This is a genomic window from Trichocoleus sp. AS-A1 (genome assembly GCF_039962015.1).
In the GTDB taxonomy this organism is placed as follows: Bacteria; Cyanobacteriota; Cyanobacteriia; order Cyanobacteriales; family FACHB-T130; genus FACHB-T130.
Genome location: NZ_JAMPKG010000016.1, coordinates 1 through 20,991 on the forward strand (window position 1 = coordinate 1; position 20,991 = coordinate 20,991).

Genomic DNA, 20,991 nt, shown 5'->3' on the forward strand with positions numbered 1-20,991 from the left:
GTTCGACAATGAATATGATTTAGCCCTTGCTGTAATGGACGGCATGGAATCACGGAGTGAACAAGGGGGATATACGTTAGAGCGTTTTAGGTTTAAATCATCCTAGCTACTTATCAATTATTGACTGTCTAGATAAAAAACTATACTTAAAATAGCCCTAGCAAATTCTGTACTATTGAAGCAATAACAGCAATCAGCATTTATAAGCCACTTTCCGGCGAATCCTCAAACCTACTCATCTACCGCTCAAAGCTTTTGAGGTTCTCAAGGCAAGCGTTGATGAATGCGATCACTCCAAAACGGCACAACAAGCGACCACTGATCGTTTTCATTGCCAAACCCCTGTCAAAATCCACCAACTCAAGCAGTTGCTTCTGAGAATCTGGCAGCAACATCAAGCAGTTGTACATAACTTTATATAAAAGCGGGTAATCGGACTCGAACCGACGACATTCACCTTGGGAAGGTGACGTTCTACCACTGAACTATACCCGCATGTCGAGGTTAACCATCAGCAGACGGCTGAAACCTAACGTCTATTATACGACTTATAGAGCGCCAGCATCCAGTAGTTGGAAAACTGGCGCGATACATCTTAACGTTGAGTCGCGATTATGGAGCCTTGACTAGATAAGGTGAAGAAATCGCCTCAGCACGACCGGCATTCACCAGCGCCTGGTAGACAAAAGCGGCGACTTCAGCACGGGTGGCATCACGACTAGGATTGAGCTGAGCCAGTGTGGGATAGTTGACCACCAGCTGTTTCTGAGTTGCGCCAGCGATCGCTGTGCTGGCCCAGCTAGGAATCTGGGTGGCATCGTTGTAAACAGACAGCACATTTGTATCCTCAGAGCGCAACTTCAAACCACTCGCTAAAGAAACTAAAACCTGCACTCTGGGAATGCGCTGTTCGGCTCTAAAAACTTGACCCGGATACCCAGACAAAAAGCCTCCCCGGTAAGCGCTTTGAATCGCTTGATAAGCCCAATAATTAGTTTTGACATCGACAAAATTAATCCCAGGCTGTATCTGTGCTGGTGAAAAAGCCTTGTTGATAATCGCGGCAAACTGAGCGCGGGTGACAGGTTCGTTGGGGCGGAAAGTCCCATCAGGGAAACCAGCAATTACATCTTTAGCAACTAAAGCTTCGATATAGGCTTGCGCCCAGTTCCCTTGAACATCGGCAAAACCACCGCTAGGTATCGACGTCGCCACAAAATCCACGCGCCCGGAAATCTTCTTAGAATCAATATCGTTGCCGACCGCGATGATAGTATTCGTGCGCGTTAGGTTGGCAACATCGAAACGAACATTGTTGCGAATCCGATTTTGCCCAGGATTCTCTTGAGTCCCTAAATTGGGCTGGGCATCTCCGCTTGCTACGACTCCATACCGCGTGTTTGCCTCAATAATGTTGTTACGCAGGACTGGGGCAGCGGAGTTGGAGGCGACGATTCCATCAACGTTTTGGACAATGCGGTTGTCTGCGAGCAAAGGCGATGCCGTCTCAGTTAGGACAATCCCATTCCCCGTCTCTTGAAACAGATTGTTGCGGACTTCTCCTTGCGCTGTCTTAGCGACTGAAATGCCATTCCCCTTATTTCTGGTAAAGATATTGCTTTCAATTTTGGGGGTAGCTGTCCCGGTGACGAAAACTCCTTCCCGGTCGTTGCTCGAAAAGGTGTTGTTGCTGACTGTTGCATTGGTAGATTCAATCCACAGTCCAGTTCCCCGACGATTGGGGTTAGTGATGGTCAATCCTCTGACTTCACTGTCTTTCTCTGCTCGTATTGCAATGTTCTGACCGGAAAAGGTGGGACTAACATAGCCGCCGCCGCCAATAATCGCTACAGTCTGCCCCTTGCTTTGCTCGTCGCCGCGCAGAATGACGCCTTGTTTGACCAGGAGGGGGAAAACTTCACCCGTATCAGCCGTGTAGGAACCTGGAGCTAATTGTACGACTGTGCCAGAGCGGGCTTGCTGGAGAGCGTAGGTGATAGTGCGATAGGGTGTGTTTTCACTGGTGCCAGCACTGGCAGTATCGTTGCCCGTGGATTGGTTGACGTAGACAACGTTCGCGCTTGCAGGAAGTTGAGCTATCTGCGTTGATGGCGGGGTAAGGGCAGCCGCAGGAAGTGCCATGACCCCGCCAGACCAAAGTAACAAAGCGCTTAGCAGGGACGCCCGGACGGGTACGACACCAGCGAAACGTTTGGCGAAACGGATGCTAGAAGAATGGGAGAAACGATCGGGAAAACCCTGGGGTGTCATACGTTTGATGCTTTTGATGTGCATTATTAACTGTACGATTTAGTAACTTAGAGACTCACCAATTGGGATATTTTTTTACGCTGGAAGCTATACATACTTGGTGTATGCACTTGCGTCGCTAATATTAATATTCACAATTACGTTTGATGACAAGTTGCGAATATTATCAGTTCCCAACATGGCAACTTGCCCCTGCAAAGAAAATTCAGGCGATGTAAACCCTGAAATGCTCATAGGGCTGAGGTTTTATAAATTTAAGAGCGTTGGCTTAGGCTAATCCAGGCGAGAGGGATGATTCAAAAGCAGTTGTTACTTGAGCAGGAGGATGCAACCCATCGGCATCCAGTATCGTCAAAGTAGAGATAGCACAACTGTGCTATCTCTAAGCTGTTTTCAGGTTCCTTATGCGCTCTCTACTGCTGCGATCGCTACCTTTCGTGTTCTCTTTAGCCGCCGCTACGGGTATTTTGTTTAGCCCCTCTCGTGCGGATGCTGCCAATACAGTCGTGCTGAAGTACCGCTTTCTAAGGGAATCGGTATCTGTTCCCGAACTCACAACTTTTGCTGAAACGGGTGAACTTTCGCCAGCGCTACGTGCTTATTTGGCTATGGCAGGAAGAAAACCTGAGGATTTGCGAAAAACCCTAACGCAAGAAGTTAAGGTGAATGCCCTCATTTTAGATCGGGTACTCAATAACCAGATTGGGGAATTAGTCTTGGGTCAAGTCAGTGACGTGGTTCATACTCCCGGAAATGGCGCAAACATCCAGTCTTTGCGAGGAGCTGTGATGAGTTCAGCGCTTCCAGACAATCAGATTACCTTGATTGAAATTTTAGAAAATTACCCAACCTCAGAAGTTCATGTGGAGGGCGATCGCCTTGCTGAGGTTTTTGGCAAACTCAAGCGACTGGGACAGGGCTTGCCCAATCTAGGTGATTTAATCAGAATTGGTCAGTAGTGATTAGTCATAAGTCATTCGTTCTTGGCTACCGAACGAATGACTTATGACTAATAAGCAAGAGTTTCTAGGGTTTCGCGCAGATACCGGCGAACCCGATAATCAAGGTTGAACTCCTGAAGGCGGTCGTTATCCAACGGGTGTTCTATCTCCCAGCGCTGAAACCCAGAACTGGATGCGATCGCTTGTTTGAGGCTTTCCCAGATTTTGGTATTGCCGGAGAATTGGCTGGTTGATGAAGCAGGAAACCTGATCATATGCACCTTAAATTAAGGGAACAAGGAGTTTTCAGCTATCAGCCTTCAGCAATTCTATTTTAGATTTTGATTTTAGATTATGGATTGACAACCCACTCTAAAATCTAATCTCTAAATCTAATCTTTAAAATTGACTGCCCGCTGATGACTATTTAACAAATTTCTATGTCTATTCTTAGGATAACGCAGTTAGGTTGGGGGGATTTGTGCTGTCAGTAACATCTCGCTAGTCAACCAGCCAAAACTTTTTGGGGTACGCCAGTTGCTGAAAGCTTTTCTATATAGACACCCATGTGCTGAAAAACCAAGAACCTTGAAGAAAAATCTCTTTTTTAGATTAGTCGGAGGACGCTGGGGCTTCTATTCCTGCATTTATTGGTTCTACAGAGTTGGCTGATATCGCCGATGTCTCGGAAATTTCCGAAGGCAAGATTTGATTTACCTGTAGTCCCGGAATTGTAAATTGTTGCGGAATTTCTTCTACTGAACAGGGTTGCGTAGCAGAAAATGCTGCTTCGTTAGTCAAAAGGACTCGCGCCACGCTCAGCGGTATCTGCAAGAACAAATTGCTTGCCAGAAATGCCAGTGCCGCTACTAGCAGTCCAGCGAACCGCCATTCTGGGGGAAGTGGTGTAACAGTTGCCACTAGCGGTGCTGCCTGATAGATTAGCCACAATACCCACAGCATGAAACCAGCTGCTAGAACGGCTACTAATTGGTTTGTAGGTGACTTGAACTGTGACAACAGGCGTCGCTGGTTAAGCGTCAGTTGACTTGGCTTCAGGGCCACTGCCAGGATGCTAAAAATGTTAAAAGGACGGCTCAACTGCATCCACAGTATGGGTGCAATACCTACAGTTGCAACCAAAAAAAATTCCAACCACACCGGCAACACGGGATCGCCAACTGCCAAACCCAGCCAGCATAGTTCCAACCAAATGGGAACTGTCGCCAGACCAGCAAGATGAATCCACAAGAACGGTTCCAACCAAAAAGAGCGCATATTACAAGTAGTAAAAAGGCAAAAAGCAAAATAAAAGGCAAAAGTCAGAAGAAAGGCAAAGGAGATTATTTCCTTTTTTCTTTCTTTTGACTTTTGCCTTTTGAGTTTTGCCTTAATTTGGCGAGAGAGTACGGCGCTTGCTTACCATTTGATAAGCTTCGATAATGTCGCCTTCTACCCAGGCATTGAAACGATCGACTCCGATGCCGCATTCGTATCCAGCATTGACTTCCTTGGCATCTTCCTTCATCCGCTTGAGGGAATCTAAGACGCCATCATGAACTATCTGACTGTTGCGGCGCACCCGCACTCGGCAGTTACGAACCACTTTACCCGACAGCACATAGCAACCAGCGACGGAGCCACGACCGACTGGGAAGACAGCCCGGACTTCGACTTGACCCAGAGGCTCTTCCACCTGCTCCGGTTCTAGCAGACCTTCCATTGCGCCTTGAATATCATCTAACAGTTTGTAGATGATGTTGTATTCGCGCACATCGACTCCTGCTTGATCCGCTGCTTGCCGCGCACCACTAGCAAGGGTGGTATTAAATCCAACAATTACAGCGCCACTGGCAGCCGCTAAGTCAACGTCTGTCTCGGTGACTTCTCCAGGAGCCGCTAACAGCACCCGAACTTGTACCTCATTTTGTGGCAGCTGTCCGAGCGCGCCCAGAAGAGCTTCTACGGAACCTTGAACGTCTGCCTTCAGAATCAAGTTGAGTTCTTTGAGATCGCCTTCCTGCGCTTGAGCTGAGAGGGTATTCAAAGTGACTCGGCGCGATGCCATGACCTGTTGCAGGCGTGACTGGCGTTGCTCGTCGGCTCTGACACTTGCGATCGCGCGACCTTCTTTTTCGTTTGGATAGACTTCAAACTCATCGCCAGCCGCTGGGACATCGCTCAAGCCCAACACTTCCACCGCGAACGATGGTGCCGCTGCCGTTACTCTATCTCCCCGGTCATCGATCATCGCCCGGACTTTGCCCAATACTGAGCCAACTACCAGGACATCACCAACTCGCAACGTACCATTTTGCACCAGCAACGTAGCAACTGGACCTCTCGACTTATCAAGATTGGCTTCAATCACCGTACCCTTAGCTGCCCGGTCTGGATTTGCAGAGAGTTCTAAAACTTCCGCTTGGATCAAAATCATTTCCAGAAGGGTATCCAAGTTTTCCCCTTTGATGGCGCTCACGGGAACCATGATGGTATCGCCGCCCCATTCTTCGGGTTGCAGACCGTACTGGGTCAACTCTTGCTTCACGCGGTCTTGCTGGGCATCCGGTTTATCAACTTTGTTGATCGCCACAACAATTGGCACCTCAGCGGCTTTCGCGTGGCTGATTGCTTCAATTGTCTGGGGTTGGACGCCATCATCGGCAGCAACTACCAGAATAGCGATGTCGGTGACTCGCGTTCCCCTCGCCCGCATTGCTGTAAAGGCTTCGTGACCGGGAGTGTCTAGGAACACAACTTGCTGAGTTTTTCCTTCATATTCCACATCCACATGGTAGGCACCAATGTGCTGAGTAATTCCCCCAGCTTCTCCCTGCGCTACCTTGGTTTTGCGGATGGAATCGAGCAGAGTTGTTTTCCCGTGGTCTACGTGACCCATAATCGTCACCACTGGCGGACGGCGTTGCAGGTGATCGAGGTCTTCCTCTGTCACCATTTCCGTTACTTTTGTCGCCGCAGCTTGTTCTTCTTGCGTCTCCACTTCTACGCCCAGTTCTTTCGCCACCATTGTGATGGTTGGGATATCTAGGGTTTGGGTGATATTGATCGCAAAGCCTTTAAAGAACAGAGTTTTGATAATCTCTGTTTCCTGAACTGCTAAGGCTGTAGCAAGTTCTTGAACGGTCATACTGCCCGTTAACACCAGATTTTCCGGACGTTCTGCCTTGGCAGCAGGTTCGCGACGGCGATCGCGATCGTTGCTTTGCCCTTCGCCGCGCTGCATTTGAGGCTTCCGCTTCTCTCTTTCCGCTGCCACCACGACTGGGCTGGCTGGACGAGCTTTCTGCTGCTTGGGAGGACGAGCTACAGATAGACTCACCTGTAATGCTGCTGGCAATTCCTCTAAATCCGTGTCAAAGTCTTCGTCGTCATCAATGAGGGGTTGAACCCGACGCTTGGCTTTAGCACCTGCCTTGCCTGCTTTATCTGGGTTTTCTTCTTCCTCATCTTCCCACTCAGGTTTTCGCTTATTGGGACCAACGAGACGGGGGGGATTCGGTTTTCTTGCCTCTTCTCCCAGAGTATCGGGCGTTCCCAAACCTTCATCATTTTCGTCCCGTAGTAGCTTCGAGCGACTGGAACCAGGTTCTAGTTGCGTGTCACCAGCACCGCCTGGGCGTCTACCAACAGGCATGGAAGGTCGCACCGGCCTTTGGGGAGGCGAGTGCAGTTCTGGAACTCGGGGTGGAGCCGGGGGGGCAGGTCGCTCCGTTCTGACGGGGGCAGGAGGAGCCGAGGCGTTAGTTCTTTCGGGTGCCCCGCTCGCTGGTCCTACTCTTTGGGGTGCGCTGACAGGCGAGCTAGTAGCTGTTTCTACCTTGGCACGTTTTAATACAGGCCGCTCCACATTACTTGGCGCAGGACGCTCCCCTGCTTGTCGCATGGGAGGTTGAACCAGATGGGGAGCTGGTTCAACAGCTTTCGGAGCTGGAATAGGAGGAGCCTCTACTGGGTCTACCTGTAGTTTTTCTGCTTCTACTACTTCTACTACAGGAGGATTATCCCGCTGGCTAGGACGCACTGGTTTATTCAGACTTGTCGGCTTCATGGGTGATGGCGTCTGCTGTCTTACTGGTGGTTGGGGAGGAATCGCGACCTGTTCTCCCGGCTGTTGTGGTGCGTTAGAACCAGACCCAGATTTATGCTGACGAATCTCCAGAATTTGCGGCTTGTTTTCTAGCCGGGGTCGCACCGATTGAGCGGCTGGCGGTGCTGTTTTACGTTGATCCATTGGAGCCCGCGCACGTGAAGCTGGTCGGGCTGCTGCCTGTTTTTCTGCCGCCGAGCGAATACTCTCCGCCTCCGATTCAGTTATTGTGCTGCTGTGGCTCTTGACTGCAATATTGAGCCGCTCACAAATTCCTAGAATATCCTTATTCTCCAAATCCAATTCCCGCGATAACTCGTAAATTCTTACTTTGCCGTTGTTCATCCAGTCTTTCCCCTCGAATCCTACCAGTTTTTACACCATAACCATCTGCTTGAACGACAACTTGTTGATCATTTGCTTACTGCCTAATGGGTGTGAAGCTTTAACTTGCTGCCTATACTTCTACTAATGATATCCAAGCTACTTATGGGAAGTCTGTTTATCACCAAGTAAATTGACTATCCCTAAGGATAGTGAAACACTTCTATTTCTAATTTTGCACAAATCTTTACAATTTGGGGCACGTCGCTTTTTTTGGGCTTCTTTCCTACAATATCTCATTCGGACGGCTGTTTTAGGTCTGATGCGGATGGGAGGCAACGTTCTTGAGGGCTGGATTCGCTTCTTGACAAGGAGCGATCGCAGCCTTCAAGTTTAGTAGCTAGGCGCTGCCACAGGGTTTGGTACAGTGCTTCTGGAACAGGTACTTTGAGCGCTCTGCCCAGCCTATTTTTTTTTTGAGCCGCTACCAGACAACTTTCTTGGGGACAAAGATAGGCAGATCGCCCCATCCCCCGATCTAATTGTAACTGCTGGGACGGATAGACTCTGACAATTCGCCAAAACGCCGATTTTGGCGCGACTTGGCGGCAACTCACACAACGGCGGTAGTTTGGTTCCATCTCAAGCAAGGGGGGAGTTTAGATTTTGAATTGAGGATTGAATCTCAAATCTAAACTTCCGTGGTTTCCACCTCATCTACATCTACATCATCAAAATCGTCACCGTTCTGCTGCCAGCTAGGAACTGCTGTGGGTCTTTCCAGTTCGTCTGGCTCATCGTATTCTTCCTCATATTCAGCTTCCTCTTGGGCTTGCCGAGCGGCTGCGATCGCTGCCATATTCCGAGATTCCGCTTCGTAATCGTACTTGGCAATATCTTTAATATCAATTTTCCAACCCGTCAGGCGGGCTGCTAGACGGACATTCTGACCTTCTTTACCAATCGCCAAACTTAGTTGATCCTCCGCCACCAAAACATGAGCCTGACGAGCATCTGGGTTAATCAGACGCACCTCATCCACTCGGGCGGGCGATAGAGCATTGGAAATATAAGTAGATGGGTCGGGCGACCAACGAATTACATCAATTTTTTCGCCGCGTAATTCATTCACTACCACTTGAATCCGCGATCCTCTAGCACCAATACAAGCTCCCACTGGGTCTACATCGCGCTCCAGGGTATCGACCGCGATTTTAGTCCGCGGGCCAACGTGACGAGACGGAGGATTTGCTTCCCGCGCCACTGCCACAATCCGCACCACTTCATCCTCAATCTCTGGGACTTCGTTGGCAAAGAGATAAACGACTAAACCTGCGGCAGCTCTAGACACTAGCAATTGTGGCCCCCGCGCTGGGCCTTCGCGTACTTTTTTGAGAAATACCTTGAAGGTTGCATTGGCACGGTAATTATCGTTGGGTAGCTGTTCCCGTTTCGGTAAGTCGGCTTCTACTTCTGGCTGACTAAACCCACTACTGACAGCTAGAATCACGGATTGCCGCTCAAATCTCAGTACCCGCGCCTGCAAAACGGTTCCTTCCAGTTCTTGGAACTCTTCTGCGACGAGTTTGCGCTGCTGATCTCGCAGTTTTTGCGATAGCACTTGCTTGGTCTGAATTGCTGCCATGCGACCGAACTCAGTTTGATCGGGGGTCACATCTAAAACCACCGTGTCGCCAATCGCTGCTTCAGGCGCGACTTTCTGCACTTCTTCTAGACCAATTTCATGATCGCCACTACTCACCTTTTCAACGATGGTCTTGGTCGCCAAAACGCGGAAGCCTTCTTCTCCTTCTTGTTCTAGGTCGAGTTCGACTTCAAAGTTTTGAAAGTACTCTTCATCAAAATGATGCTTGTCGAGGTTCTGGGTACGACGATATCGCTCGTATCCTTTCAATAAAGCTTCTCGTAGGGCTGCTTGTACGGCACTTTTGGGTAAATTGCGCTCTACACTAATTTTATCGATTAGCTCTTTAAGTCCGCGTAGACTAACCATTGACATAAAAAAACCTCGCTAATTGCTATTGGTAATTGGTAACTGGTAATTGGTAATCGGTCAGTGGTCAAGCGGCAACTTCCTTGCGAACCACTGAGGACTAACTACTAAGCTGACAGCTCAATTACCGTTTTTCATCCAGCTGCACTCGGCTGACCATTTGGCGGGGAATGGCGATCGCTCGACCTTTCTGGTTGAGGTAAACACCCTCTTCATCCCGACGAATCAGTTGCCCCGTCCACTCTTGCTGACCTTCGTAGGGTTCGGATGTGGTGACAATTACGGGAAATCCCTTGAAGGAGATGAATTCCCGATCTGTCGTCAACTGACGCGAAATACCGGGACTAGAAATTTCCAGGACATAGGCATCAGGAATGAAATTCGCTGCATCCAAAGCAGCCTCCAATGCCCGACTCATTCGTTCGCAGTCATCCAGCCCTGTGTCAGCGTTGCAATTCCGGATGTCCACGCGTAGCACGGGTGGGCGTTGGTTGGTGTGAAAAACCGCCCCGACTACTTCCAAGTCCAAGGCTTCTGCCACTGGCGCTGCTAAATCAATAATTTGTGGAATCAGGGGATGAGTCATTGGAAAACTCCAATAAAAAAAGTGGGTGCTGCCCCACTTCCTGCGAACACTATATTCCAAGAAGTCTCTGGACGAATCCTGATGGATTCGCCTTCCTAACTTTGAGTTTAGCTCAAGCGGTATGCCAGTGGCGAGTCGTCAACCGAGCGCTGAGGGAAGATAAGAAAAAAGAGATAGGCACCGATGCTCGGTGCCTGAAGGGCTAGGAAAATTGGACTGAGGATTATTAGCGTAGGCGCGTGCAAGCGCGGGATGAAGACTCTGTAGAAGAACAACTTTTCTTCTGAGTGGCGGCGCGAACGCGATCGGAAACTCTCTAGAAACATCGAGGAAAGAATGCTAGAAATTGAGATTAGTAGAGAATGTCTGAAAAATTGGTTATGACACTCCTTATCTATCGGGAATTTGGTGCTTTTGCGGCAGTTTTTTAGAATTTGTGGCAGGTAGTTTACTAAATAAATAACCCTTCCCAGATGCCAATACTACTTTTCAAACATTTTCTTATCCAAGCTAAGCAGTCTCAGTACTGTCCTAGCAAAATCCAAGACTAAATTTGAATCCTTATTGAGGATTCAAGTTAGAGATTGACATCAGCAATTGACATACAAATTTAAATTATTGCTTGACAATCTGACGGATCGCCCGTGTTTCTTCTAACACTTGTTCCAAATCTTGATCGGACAAGCGTTGGACGTAGTTGAGTTTCATCTCCTCCAACATATCGAAAAGTAAAGATTGAATTTTCTGAGCAGTCTGCTGTCTTTGCACCTCCGATCCTAAGGCTTCAGTGAAGTGTTCTATCAGCTGTTTGGAAAGTTCTGCGCCAACCGGATCGCCTTCCAAAGAGGCAGTGAGGGTGTTGTAGGCTGCAAGTGAGATTTCTTTGACCAGTTTTTCAGTTATCTGCGTGGGGATAGTACCCACCCCAGGTACTTGCTGGAGTCCCCGATAGAGGGGAGATTGGCTGAGAATTTTTTCAATGTTGTGCTGTAGAATTGCCTCTAAATCTGGCTGAATTTTTGGTAGAACTTGATTGACAGTTACTTTCATCAATAAGGTAGCGATCGCTTCTACTTCATTAACATTGTTGATGTCAACATAGGGACGAGCCTCCCGTCCTGATAACCACCGAGTCAGTTCTCCGCCACGAATCGACCCTTGTAGCTGGTTGATTACCCGGATCACAATGACTTCTGCTAATTCTTCTGCAAAGTTAGCCGCAAATCCTCGGTTAATTTGCACCCGTATTGATTCTAAGTTTAATAATTGTGCTTGGTGTAAGCGCATGAAAACTGAAATGACGCGCAGCCACCGCCAAAAAGGTAGCAGCAAGAAAATATCATACCAGCGCCACATCATTGCTTCGAGCCAAGTGAGACTATGGTGACGTCGGTGGATATAGTAGGTACGAAGTAGAAACTCAATGCCAAAGGGAATGATAAACCAGAGATCGATTTTCCAGAAATAGTCAACGAAATTACCTGTTTCCCCAACTGGGCGAAAATAATTTCTTGCCATCAAAGGCTGAATTTCTTGGTTATAAAAGGTAATTTCTTTTTCCACGCCAGCTTGGGATAAATAAGGCAGACTCCAAAAGGTGCTAAAAGATTGTTTGGCAGAGACATTGCCAACGCGCTGACGTATCCGATTTTTGATTTTTTCCAGAGTCCCTGTCTTATTCGCCTCTGCAAACGGGTTTGTCTCAATCATTTCCACACTTTGTTGGCGCAGTTCCTCCAGTAAAGTTGCCACCTCAGGCGACTGCAATCCTTCTGCCTGTTGCAGCTGTGCTTTGAGTTTTTCTACTGTCTCTAGGTACTGCTGGGTTTCTCGATGGGGTTCAATACCTTTGATGGGGTCATAGATTCGGGTAATGCTGCGAAATTCCCGCAGGTAGAAATCGCGCAGCGGAATGTAAGTTAAGTCGAACAGCACTAAGCCCAAGTTAGCCACTGCCAAAAGTGCCATCACACGTTCAAACCACAAGTTACGGCGGGATTGGGGAGTCTTTGCCAATTTTTGAGGTGACATGGAAAGGAAGATGAGGTAATTGGTAATCGGGAATCGGTAATGGAAAAAAAGGGAATGGCAAAAAGGTAATGGCAAAAAAGCTGCTACCTGCTACCTAGCTAGCATCCATCACAATCTTCAATTACCAATTATCAGCTTGACAGACCCTCTGAAGCTTTAGTCATATTTGATACCACTAATTGTTCACTAATTGCTGATGTTGCCTTCAAAATAGAAGGATTCTATCGGATATCAGCATAGTGAAAGGTCGAACCCGGTAGCGCACGCGACGCGATCGCAATTGGCGGTTGTAGCGATCGCTTGCGAAAAATAAACGGTAGAATGCTCAATTCAGCTTAAACTGTAACTGTTCAAATCGCTATCGCGCTTAATCAGTGAGTGAGTGAGGAGATTGAGCTATGTGGAATAGGTTTGGAATGCCTTTAGCTGCGGTGATAACCATAACCGCCAGCTTAGTTAGTTATCAAGTAGCTATAGCCGAACGCAGCCGCGATTACACGCCAAGGGAATTTCGTTCCTTGTTGCGCGGCTTTGGGTATAACGTCACGATTGGAGATACTCTGACGGATGAAGCCACGATAAGGGCTATCCGCGAGTTTCAGCAGGGATATAAGCTAACACCTGTTGATGCTACAGCGGGGCCGAAGACACAGGATTATGCCGCAAATATCGTTAGAATTCTTCAGGCAAACTTGAATCTTGTCGTTAAGCCAAATCCGCCCCTTCCCCGTAACCAGTTTTATGGTCCGCGCACTGAAGATGCTATCAGGCAGTTTCAGAGACAATTTAATTTGCCGGTAACTGGCATTGCTACGTTACCAGTTCGTCAGAGACTCGACCAAGAAGCAAGAAGAATCCTCGGATTTGAACAGCAATCGCCAGCGCCAGCGACAACACCAACACCCCAATCAGCGCCAGAACCAACACTAGCGCCATCGCCAACACCGAGTCCCGCGCCAACGCCCCGCGCCACCCCAACGCCGAGTCCGAGTCCATCGCCATCCCCAAGACCAAGTCCTAGTCCTAGCCCATCGCCAAGACCAACGCCGAGTCCAAGTCCATCCCCGGCTCCCAGCCCAAAACCATCGCCTTCAAGCTGATAAATCTTTAAGGTGCTGTGGGTCTAAATCGCATAGCGATCGCGCTGAGTTGGGAATAGATAATGGATCGCTAGTGAGCAGTCATTATTTAAACGGTTAATGACTGCTCACTACTGACAATTATCCAGACTCAACTTCTAGGAAAATTCAATCTCAGGGCAGCTTAAGACTTTGCATTCTCTGGGATCGGTCTGCCCTTTGGCGCTGGGGGTAAAATTGGGGGACGTTCGTAGGGCATGGGAATGTACTGCACACTTGGACGTCCTCCTTGGGGCTGCGGATAGAAATCCATCAAGTTATAGATTGACATCGGCAGCCCTACCGTGATCGGCATACCGAGTTCTGTAGCTTCCTCGACTGTAATCGGATAGTCATGGGTGACGCGCCCTGTAGTGATAGCGTCCACAATCCGTTCGATGTTTTCGGGAGCAATTTTCGGTTGGGGAATATTGTCTTTCAAGAGGGTTCGGACAAAGCGCTGCACCTGATCCATCGCTTTGCGCGAGAGGTCTGCCATGATGATCGTGTTGTCGTCGATTTCGCTAATTGGCTTCTGTTCGATGACTTTGAGGACACTCGCCGCTGCCATATTTCCCAACTGGGGATCGACTGGCCCTAAGACAGCGTTGGCATCCATGACGATTTCATCAGATGCTAAAGCTAACATGGTGCCGCCGCTCATGGCGTAGTGGGGTACAAACACGGTGACTTTAGAAGGGTGGCGAATCAACGCTCTAGCAATTTGCTCGGTTGCTAGCACTAAACCACCTGGGGTATGCAAGATCAGATCGATGGGAACTTCGGGAGGTGTGAGGCGAATTGCCCGTAGCACCTGTTCTGAATCTTCAATGCTAATGTAGCGGGAGATGGGAATTCCTAGAAAGCTAATCGATTCTTGCCGGTGAATTAGCAAAATCACTCGACTATTGCGCGATCGCTCAAAATTCCGCAAGGCTTGCACTCGCTGAAAAGCCAAGCGGCGTTGTTGGAAGGCGGGCAAGATCGAGCTGACAGCCAGAAATACCCAGAAGAGGTCAAAGAAACTAAAGCTCATTATTCCCTAGCAAGAACGCAGTATTTCCCCTTATTCTTCCAATATCTAGAAAATTGAAACTCTATCTGTAGAGCAAACTATTTCAAAGATGAAAATGGGGAGTCGATTGTTGGTCGCTTCCCCGCTTTCCAGTTCCAGACGCGATAGATTGCGCCTGGAACCAGCTGCTTTTCTCGCTTAATGGCGGGCGATGCCCTCTTGACGGGCGGCGGCTTGCACGGCACCGGCGACGGCATTGACAACGCGCGGGTCGAACACGGAGGGAATGATGTTTTCCCGGTCGAGGTGGGAGGGTTTGACTAAAGAAGCGATCGCGTAAGCGGCTTCTAGATACATCGTGGTGGTAATGGTCTGTGCACGACAATCGAGCGCCCCGCGAAAAACGCCAGGGAAGGCGAGCACATTGTTAATTTGATTCGGGTAGTCGCTGCGTCCGGTTGCCATGACCGCGACATCTTCTGTGACTAATTCCGGCTGAATTTCAGGAATGGGGTTCGCCATTGCAAAGACAATCGGATCTTTTGCCATCGAACGCACCATTTCCGGCGTTACAACTCCAGGCGCACTGACGCCTAAGAAGACATCAGCTTGCTGCATGGCATCTGCCAAGCTACCGCTGGCTTCGACAGCAAATTCTTGCTTTTCCGGGGTGAGGTCGGTACGTTGGCTGGAGAGAATGCCTTTGGAATCGCACATCCAGATGGATTGTGCGCCCGCTTTCTTGAGCAACCGAGCGATCGCTACCCCAGCAGCACCCGCCCCATTGATCACAATTCGGACATCCGCTAAGGATTTTTTCACTAACTTGAGGGCGTTAATCAATGCGGCAAGGCTAACAATTGCGGTGCCATGTTGATCGTCGTGAAACACCGGAATATCGAGTTCCTGCCGCAGTCGCGCTTCAATCTCAAAACAACGGGGGGCAGCAATATCTTCCAAGTTAACGCCGCCAAAGACTGGGGCAAGATTTTTTACCGTGCGGATAATTTCATCCGTGTCTTGGGTATCCAGGCAAATCGGAAAGGCATCAATCCCGGCAAATTCTTTAAACAACATCGCTTTGCCTTCCATTACCGGCAACGATGCGGCTGCGCCCAAGTTGCCCAATCCCAGTACGGCGCTACCATCGGTAACAATCGCAACCGTGTTTTGTTTAATCGTGAGAGTGTGAACTTGTTCCGGGTCAGATGCGATCGCCATACAGATGCGACCGACGCCGGGAGTGTAAGCCATTGCTAAATCGGCTTGACTTTTCAGCGGAATCTTACTCTGCATCGCGATTTTGCCGCCGCGGTGCAAGTTAAAGGTGCAATCGTAGACATCGATTACCTTGACATCTGGCAATCCTTTCACGGCTTGCACAATTTGTTCGGTGTGTTCCGTGCTGGCAGCATCGACGGTGATTTCTCGCACCACGATATTGCGAGTCCGCTCGATTAAACTAATTTGACCGATGTTACCGCCGACACTAGCGATCGCGGTGGTAATGCTTGCTAACATCCCAGTGCGATTGGGAATCTGGAGGCGAATCGTTAAACTGAAGCTAGAGTTGGGTGTTAGGTTGACCATGCTGACTAAGGATTTTAGATTTAAGATGATAGATTTTGGATTGGGAATCTAAAATCCTTTCCTCCAAAATCCAAAATTGTTCGCTCCTAGCCTAAAGGAGCTGCAAGTTTCCAATTGTACCCAGTTACACTACCGGATTAGCTGCCGCGATAATGGCGAGTCTCTATACCGAAATTGAAATTAATGCTCCTAAGCAGGAAGTTTGGCAGGTTCTGTTGAAAAAAGAAAAGTGGTACAAGTGGAACACTTTTTTATTTGACCTCGATCCAACGGTGCCATTTAAGCAGGGGGAAGAAGTTTTACTCTCTGTGCGGCGCGTACCGGGTGAGGAGGAAACAGAGTTTCAGCCGTTGATTACTAGAGTGCAGTCTGGACTATGCCTCGCTTGGGTTTCCTCGATTCCTGGCTTTAAAAATGAGTATGTCTTTGAGTTGCAAGAGATTGGTATTGGGCGGACTAAATACTTCCACCGCAACACCTTCTCAGGGGTGCTGACTCGTGTATTTATGCCTTTCATTCGGGATGATGAGCAGCAAGGCATCAAGCGGATGGCGCGGGAGTTGAAGCGTTATGTGGAACGGATGTAAATTCTGGGAACACCTTGCCTTGGCAATTAAAAATTGCGGCGACATAAACTTCAGTCTCCCGTTGCGGACTGATGAAATTAAAACCCGCGCACCATCCGGGTTTTGGCTATATAGCCGCAGCTTCTACTGGCTGGGGCAACTCGGTTACAAAAACTGTTACCAGCCCTTTTCTATAAGTTGCTACCGAATAAGATTGTTTTAAGATAAGACTCCTTCAGAAGCCGTGGAACTCCAACTCCCACGGTTTTTTACTTTATGTAGGTGGGAACTTCTCGAAAGCAAAGAAGTAGGGCTAGATTAGGCGAGAAATTGTCTAGCTTGCTTGTGGAGCCGTCTATCCATGTACCCACACCTGAAATCTCCTAAAGACACGATATCTCTTATCTCTACAATCGCTGTAACGCTGCTCATTTGCCTGAATTCATCCATTGATGGGCGCTCATCCCATCCCTATGCGCCCCAACTAGCATCAGCACAGGCACAAACAACTCAAGAGCGAAAAGCCGAGGCATTGCGGCTGAACCATACAGGTATTCAGCAGTTTAATACAACTAAGTTCCGAGAAGCGTTACAAACGTTTGAGCAAACCTTAGAGATTTTCAAAGGGATCGGCGATCGCCAAGGCGAAGGGGCTACGCTCAACAATATTGGAGCAGTTTACGACAATCTGGGACGGTATGCGGATGCCTTGAAATCCTACGAGCAAGCTTTGGTCATTTTCAAACAAATCAGCGACAAGGCGGGGGAATGGTCTACTCTCAACAATATTGGAGGTGTTTATAACAAGCTGGGACAGTATACCGATGCTTTGAAGTCTTATGAGCAAGCTTTGGTCATTGCTAAACAAATTAGCGATAAAAAGGGGGAAGGAACTGCTCTCAACCATATTGGAGGAGTTTACGACAATCTGGGACGGTATGCGGATGCGTTGAAGTCCTGCGAGCAAGCTTTGGTCATTTTCAAACAAATCGGCAACCAGGCAGGGCAAGGGAATGCTCTCAACAATATTGGGTTAGTTAACAACAAGCTGGGACAATATGCGGATGCCTTGAAATCCTACAAGCAAGCTTTAGTCATTTTCAAACAAATCGGCGATAAGCAGGGGCAAGGGGCTGTTCTCGACAACATCGGGCAGGTTTACGACAATCTGGGACAGTATGCCCAAGCCTTAAAGTTTCATGAGCAAGCTTTGGTGATTGTCCAACAAATTGGCGACAAGGCGGGGGAATGGACTACTCTCAACAATATTGGGGAAGTTTACCGCAAGCTGGGACAATATGCCCAAGCCTTAAAGTTCCATGAGCAAGCTTTAGTCATTCACAAACAATTAGGTAATAAGGCGGGGAAAGGGACTACTCTCCACAATATGGGGGCAGTTTACGACTCTCTGGGACAGTATGCTGATGCCTTGAAGTCTTACGAGCAAGCTTTGGTCATTCGCCAACAAGTGGCCGACAAGGAAGGGGAAGGAACAACTCTCAACAATCTTGGGACAGTTTACAACAAGCTGGGACTGTATCCTGATGCGGAAAAAGCTTTATTTGCTGCGATGGAAGTTCGGGAGTCTCTGCGACCTAGATTAACAGATACGGCTAAAGTCTCAGTCTTTGAGACGCAAGCGAATTCCTACCGCTTGCTGCAACAGAGTCTTGTTGCCCAGAATAAGATTAATACTGCCTTAGAGGTTGCCGAACGAGGTAGAGCCAGAGCCTTTGTGGAGTTGTTAGCCTCACGGCAATCCTCTAAGTCCAACGATCGAAGTAGAGACGCGATAACCCTTGTCTCTAGCAAACCACCAACAATTCAACAAATCCAGCAAATTGCTAAAGAACAAAACTCTACGTTAGTTCAATATTCGATTGTCTATGATGCCCTCAAAAATCAGGGGAAAGAGGAATGGCGTCAATCAGAACTCTACATTTGGGTCATCAAGCCTACGGGTGAAGTAGCGTTTAAGAAGGTTGACCTCAAATCGCTAAAAACATCGTTAAAAGACCTTGTTACCAACAGTCGTGATTCTATTGGTGTCAGGGGACGCGGTGGCATTGGAGTGTCGCTGGTAGATAAAGTTGACCAAAAACAACGCTTGCAGCAACTACATCAACTGTTGATTCAACCAATTGCTGAATTCTTGCCAAAAGATCCAAGCGATCGCGTTATCTTCATTCCCCAAGAATCGCTATTTTTAGTTCCCTTCGCAGCACTTAAGGACGCGAATGGTAAATACTTAATCGAAAAACACACTATCCTTACAGCACCAGCAATGCAAGTGTTAGAGTTAACACGCCAACAACGGCAAAAGGTTTCAGGAACAGATGTGCTGGTAGTCGGAAATCCGACTATGCCAAGGATTATTCCTAAAACAGGAGAACCGCCTCAACAACTGTCAAGCTTACCGGGTGCGGAAGCAGAAGCTAAAGCGATCGCGCAACTCCTCAATACCAAACCCATTATCGGCAACGCCGCCACCAAAGCTGCTATCTTGCCACAAATGTCTAAAGCTAAGATTATTCATCTGGCAACACACGGGCTACTGGATGATTTTAAAGGGTTGAGCGTACCGGGCGCGATCGCGCTGGCACCTGCCGGAACAGATGACGGTTTGCTGACTTCTGCTGAAATTTTCGACTTGAAGCTAAACGCCGAATTAGCCGTCCTGAGTGCCTGTGACACGGGAAGAGGCAAAATTACTGGTGATGGCGTCATCGGGTTATCTCGTTCTTTGATTTCCGCAGGAGTTCCCAGCGTAATTGTCTCCTTATGGTCGGTACCAGATTCTCCCACAGCAGCCTTAATGACCGAATTTTATCGCCAAATGCAGCAAAATTCCGACAAAGCCACTGCACTCCGTCAAGCCATGCTGACAACAATGAAACAACACCCCGATCCCAAAAATTGGGCTGCATTTACCCTCATTGGCGAAGCACAATAAAGTTTTGAGAGACGCCATTTATCGCGTTTAGCTATTCAACTGGCAAAAGTTGTAGTTGATAGCGATAAAGTGCAACGGGTCGAGCGACAGCTTTGAAATAGTCTGGATCTTGAGGCGAGAGGTAAATTGCTGTTACTTGATCGGCTTCAATGGATGAGTGAATCCGGTGATAAGCAGTTGTGGTTTCCACTGTATTGAAATACGGCTGAGGGGTGCCGCGAAAGACTTGCTGAGACACTTCTGTGGCAATAAATCGATCTGGGGCGAGTGTTTCGGTGCCTCGACTCGTGACAATTGAGACTAGCTGGCGATCGCCTCGCAGTAAAGTCACCTGACGATTGGGAGAATTGGGATCGACTTTGACCGATAAGATCGCGCGATCGCCTAAATATGCCTTCCCGATACTCAACCCATTAAACGCCCGATCTGCCACTACCAGATGATTTTTGCCTTTTGTAGAGACAGCTATCGCGTCTTGATTTTTGAATCGCACTGGGAAACTAACAGGCTGATTCAGCTGGCGACGATTGCTTTCAAACCCTGGCGTCACAATTTCTGGCGCTAAGGGTGCCACTAAATCCACTAATGTACTGGTGACGTTCCAAGTACCTTCCATCCAGTCAGGATAAACTAAGTCACCCTTCGCGGCGCTGACGAGTGGTTTACTGTCCCAGTGAGGAAACTGCGCCAAACGGTCAGCCAAACCCCCCGCCTGCGCTTCCCCTCCCCACAGCAGCAACCCCAAAATTAGGAAACAACCCCAAAAGACTCGTCGCATCAAGGTAAGCGAGGGTTTGTTTGTAGGTTTAGATAGCTCTTAAACACAGAAAGATCCTCAATTTACCGAGTTTTCAAACATTTCGACTACACCGAATCAACGGGTACTGGTTCCCAAACTTCTCCATATTTCTCCTGAAGAGACTGCCATGCTTCTACTTGTCCTGGTTCGTATTCTCCTGGTTTGCCCCACTGGAGAAATGCGCTCAAGGCAGGTTCATTTTTCTCATCCAAAAAGCGAATAGCATAGGTAGTAAAGTTACCGCGTTTTGATTCGCCCATCTCAAATTTTACCTGCTTAATAGCATCCATATTCAGGTGAAACTCGAATATGTCAGCGTGCATATTAGCGTACTTACCCTTAGGTAATTCTGCATAAAACAGCTTTTTCAGCGGGCCGCGGACTTCCAAAACAGCAGCACTGCTGGTCACAATCAGACGCAGTGTTCCTAAATTTTCGCAGGCTTCTAAAAATTCTTTCAGATTAGCTTTCATGGTAAATTTGAATGTTGGAAAAAGTAAAGCTTTGTTGACATTAATGTGACATTAGGATAACTGATTCTCTAAGTAATCCTGAGATTTTTGGCAAAAACCTCATGTTAACCTCATGTTAGATAATCAATTTCCCTCATTTTAAAGCATACAAAATCATCCACGCATCAAATTAGCTATTTATTGAAACTCCGAACAAAGCCAC

18 protein-coding genes and 1 tRNA gene are annotated in these 20,991 nt (G+C 48.2%); 4 read left to right on the plus strand and 15 right to left on the minus strand.

What is annotated here, in order from left to right:
* Positions 1-239: 239 nt before the first annotated feature.
* The 4 genes from NC994_RS13755 to NC994_RS13770 all read right to left on the minus strand — a co-directional run bounded on the left by NC994_RS13755 (position 240) and on the right by NC994_RS13770 (position 2,505).
* Positions 240-410: a hypothetical protein gene (locus NC994_RS13755; RefSeq protein ID WP_190667726.1), complete on the minus strand. Its 171-nt coding sequence runs from the start codon at positions 408-410 to the stop codon at positions 240-242.
* Between the two features lie 13 nt (positions 411-423).
* Positions 424-495: transfer RNA gene (locus tag NC994_RS13760), tRNA-Gly, on the minus strand.
* Between the two features lie 117 nt (positions 496-612).
* A complete protein-coding gene (locus NC994_RS13765; protein ID WP_190435575.1) occupies positions 613-2,271 on the minus strand; it encodes a DUF1565 domain-containing protein in 1,659 nt (552 codons plus the stop codon).
* Positions 2,272-2,358: 87 nt separating this feature from the next.
* Positions 2,359-2,505: a hypothetical protein gene (locus tag NC994_RS13770; protein WP_190427467.1), complete on the minus strand. Its 147-nt coding sequence runs from the start codon at positions 2,503-2,505 to the stop codon at positions 2,359-2,361.
* A gap of 170 nt (positions 2,506-2,675) precedes the next feature.
* On the opposite strand from NC994_RS13770, the gene NC994_RS13775 reads away from it, so the two are divergent.
* Positions 2,676-3,230, plus strand: coding sequence for an alpha/beta hydrolase (locus NC994_RS13775; RefSeq protein ID WP_190413334.1), 555 nt, complete (start codon positions 2,676-2,678; stop codon positions 3,228-3,230).
* 50 nt (positions 3,231-3,280) lie between these two features.
* On the opposite strand, the gene NC994_RS13780 is transcribed toward NC994_RS13775, so the two are convergent.
* The 7 genes from NC994_RS13780 to NC994_RS13810 all read right to left on the minus strand — a co-directional run bounded on the left by NC994_RS13780 (position 3,281) and on the right by NC994_RS13810 (position 12,275).
* Positions 3,281-3,487 (minus strand): hypothetical protein, encoded by a 207-nt coding sequence (locus NC994_RS13780; RefSeq protein WP_190413336.1) that lies wholly within the window; start codon positions 3,485-3,487, stop codon positions 3,281-3,283.
* Positions 3,488-3,824: 337 nt separating this feature from the next.
* Complete coding sequence (locus tag NC994_RS13785) at positions 3,825-4,490, minus strand: low-complexity tail membrane protein (protein WP_190435578.1); 666 nt, start codon at positions 4,488-4,490, stop codon at positions 3,825-3,827.
* 112 nt (positions 4,491-4,602) lie between these two features.
* Positions 4,603-7,665 carry a translation initiation factor IF-2 gene (gene infB / locus NC994_RS13790; protein ID WP_190435581.1) on the minus strand — a complete coding sequence of 1,021 codons (3,063 nt, stop codon included), beginning with the start codon at positions 7,663-7,665 and terminating at the stop codon, positions 4,603-4,605.
* 275 nt (positions 7,666-7,940) lie between these two features.
* A complete protein-coding gene (locus NC994_RS13795; RefSeq protein ID WP_190413342.1) occupies positions 7,941-8,285 on the minus strand; it encodes a YlxR family protein in 345 nt (114 codons plus the stop codon).
* 50 nt (positions 8,286-8,335) lie between these two features.
* The gene (nusA, locus tag NC994_RS13800) at positions 8,336-9,664 is read right to left on the minus strand and encodes a transcription termination factor NusA (protein WP_190413344.1); all 1,329 of its coding nucleotides are present in this window, start codon (positions 9,662-9,664) and stop codon (positions 8,336-8,338) included.
* Positions 9,665-9,782: 118 nt separating this feature from the next.
* Positions 9,783-10,244: a ribosome maturation factor RimP gene (gene rimP, locus NC994_RS13805; RefSeq protein WP_190428614.1), complete on the minus strand. Its 462-nt coding sequence runs from the start codon at positions 10,242-10,244 to the stop codon at positions 9,783-9,785.
* A 615-nt stretch (positions 10,245-10,859) separates the two neighbouring features.
* On the minus strand, positions 10,860-12,275 hold the full coding sequence (locus NC994_RS13810; protein ID WP_190435584.1) for a hypothetical protein: 1,416 nt from the start codon (positions 12,273-12,275) through the stop codon (positions 10,860-10,862).
* A 398-nt stretch (positions 12,276-12,673) separates the two neighbouring features.
* Here NC994_RS13810 and NC994_RS13815 point away from each other — a divergent pair, with 398 nt between their 5' ends.
* Complete coding sequence (locus NC994_RS13815; RefSeq protein ID WP_190435587.1) at positions 12,674-13,375, plus strand: peptidoglycan-binding protein; 702 nt, start codon at positions 12,674-12,676, stop codon at positions 13,373-13,375.
* 163 nt (positions 13,376-13,538) lie between these two features.
* Here NC994_RS13815 and NC994_RS13820 read toward each other — a convergent pair whose 3' ends face one another.
* A complete protein-coding gene (locus tag NC994_RS13820; RefSeq protein ID WP_190435590.1) occupies positions 13,539-14,429 on the minus strand; it encodes a hypothetical protein in 891 nt (296 codons plus the stop codon).
* 177 nt (positions 14,430-14,606) lie between these two features.
* Positions 14,607-15,998: a malic enzyme-like NAD(P)-binding protein gene (locus tag NC994_RS13825; RefSeq protein WP_190435592.1), complete on the minus strand. Its 1,392-nt coding sequence runs from the start codon at positions 15,996-15,998 to the stop codon at positions 14,607-14,609.
* Between the two features lie 152 nt (positions 15,999-16,150).
* Between NC994_RS13825 and NC994_RS13830 the strand changes: the two genes are divergently transcribed.
* Positions 16,151-16,585: an SRPBCC domain-containing protein gene (locus NC994_RS13830; RefSeq protein ID WP_190413358.1), complete on the plus strand. Its 435-nt coding sequence runs from the start codon at positions 16,151-16,153 to the stop codon at positions 16,583-16,585.
* Positions 16,586-16,925: 340 nt separating this feature from the next.
* The gene (locus tag NC994_RS13835; protein ID WP_190435595.1) at positions 16,926-19,517 is read left to right on the plus strand and encodes a CHAT domain-containing protein; all 2,592 of its coding nucleotides are present in this window, start codon (positions 16,926-16,928) and stop codon (positions 19,515-19,517) included.
* Positions 19,518-19,548: 31 nt separating this feature from the next.
* Here NC994_RS13835 and NC994_RS13840 read toward each other — a convergent pair whose 3' ends face one another.
* Together NC994_RS13840 and NC994_RS13845 are read right to left on the minus strand one after the other, a co-directional pair.
* Positions 19,549-20,295: a DUF6816 family protein gene (locus tag NC994_RS13840; RefSeq protein WP_190435598.1), complete on the minus strand. Its 747-nt coding sequence runs from the start codon at positions 20,293-20,295 to the stop codon at positions 19,549-19,551.
* Between the two features lie 86 nt (positions 20,296-20,381).
* Positions 20,382-20,789, minus strand: coding sequence for a ChuX/HutX family heme-like substrate-binding protein (locus NC994_RS13845; RefSeq protein WP_190435600.1), 408 nt, complete (start codon positions 20,787-20,789; stop codon positions 20,382-20,384).
* Positions 20,790-20,991: the final 202 nt, after the last annotated feature.

Excerpts from the sequence above, each read along its gene's own strand:
- NC994_RS13825 (WP_190435592.1), bottom strand. The coding sequence starts at position 15,998 with ATGGTCAACCTAACACCCAACTCTAGCTTCAGTTTAACGATTCGCCTC.
- NC994_RS13765 (WP_190435575.1), bottom strand. The coding sequence starts at position 2,271 with ATGACACCCCAGGGTTTTCCCGATCGTTTCTCCCATTCTTCTAGCATC.
- NC994_RS13810 (WP_190435584.1), bottom strand. The coding sequence starts at position 12,275 with ATGTCACCTCAAAAATTGGCAAAGACTCCCCAATCCCGCCGTAACTTG.
- NC994_RS13770 (WP_190427467.1), bottom strand. The coding sequence starts at position 2,505 with ATGAGCATTTCAGGGTTTACATCGCCTGAATTTTCTTTGCAGGGGCAA.
- NC994_RS13795 (WP_190413342.1), bottom strand. The coding sequence starts at position 8,285 with ATGGAACCAAACTACCGCCGTTGTGTGAGTTGCCGCCAAGTCGCGCCA.
- infB (WP_190435581.1), bottom strand. The coding sequence starts at position 7,665 with ATGAACAACGGCAAAGTAAGAATTTACGAGTTATCGCGGGAATTGGAT.
- NC994_RS13815 (WP_190435587.1), top strand. The coding sequence starts at position 12,674 with ATGTGGAATAGGTTTGGAATGCCTTTAGCTGCGGTGATAACCATAACC.
- NC994_RS13775 (WP_190413334.1), top strand. The coding sequence starts at position 2,676 with ATGCGCTCTCTACTGCTGCGATCGCTACCTTTCGTGTTCTCTTTAGCC.
- NC994_RS13835 (WP_190435595.1), top strand. The coding sequence starts at position 16,926 with ATGTACCCACACCTGAAATCTCCTAAAGACACGATATCTCTTATCTCT.
- NC994_RS13820 (WP_190435590.1), bottom strand. The coding sequence starts at position 14,429 with ATGAGCTTTAGTTTCTTTGACCTCTTCTGGGTATTTCTGGCTGTCAGC.
- NC994_RS13830 (WP_190413358.1), top strand. The coding sequence starts at position 16,151 with ATGGCGAGTCTCTATACCGAAATTGAAATTAATGCTCCTAAGCAGGAA.
- NC994_RS13845 (WP_190435600.1), bottom strand. The coding sequence starts at position 20,789 with ATGAAAGCTAATCTGAAAGAATTTTTAGAAGCCTGCGAAAATTTAGGA.
- nusA (WP_190413344.1), bottom strand. The coding sequence starts at position 9,664 with ATGTCAATGGTTAGTCTACGCGGACTTAAAGAGCTAATCGATAAAATT.
- rimP (WP_190428614.1), bottom strand. The coding sequence starts at position 10,244 with ATGACTCATCCCCTGATTCCACAAATTATTGATTTAGCAGCGCCAGTG.
- NC994_RS13840 (WP_190435598.1), bottom strand. The coding sequence starts at position 20,295 with ATGCGACGAGTCTTTTGGGGTTGTTTCCTAATTTTGGGGTTGCTGCTG.
- NC994_RS13755 (WP_190667726.1), bottom strand. The coding sequence starts at position 410 with ATGTACAACTGCTTGATGTTGCTGCCAGATTCTCAGAAGCAACTGCTT.
- NC994_RS13785 (WP_190435578.1), bottom strand. The coding sequence starts at position 4,490 with ATGCGCTCTTTTTGGTTGGAACCGTTCTTGTGGATTCATCTTGCTGGT.
- NC994_RS13780 (WP_190413336.1), bottom strand. The coding sequence starts at position 3,487 with ATGATCAGGTTTCCTGCTTCATCAACCAGCCAATTCTCCGGCAATACC.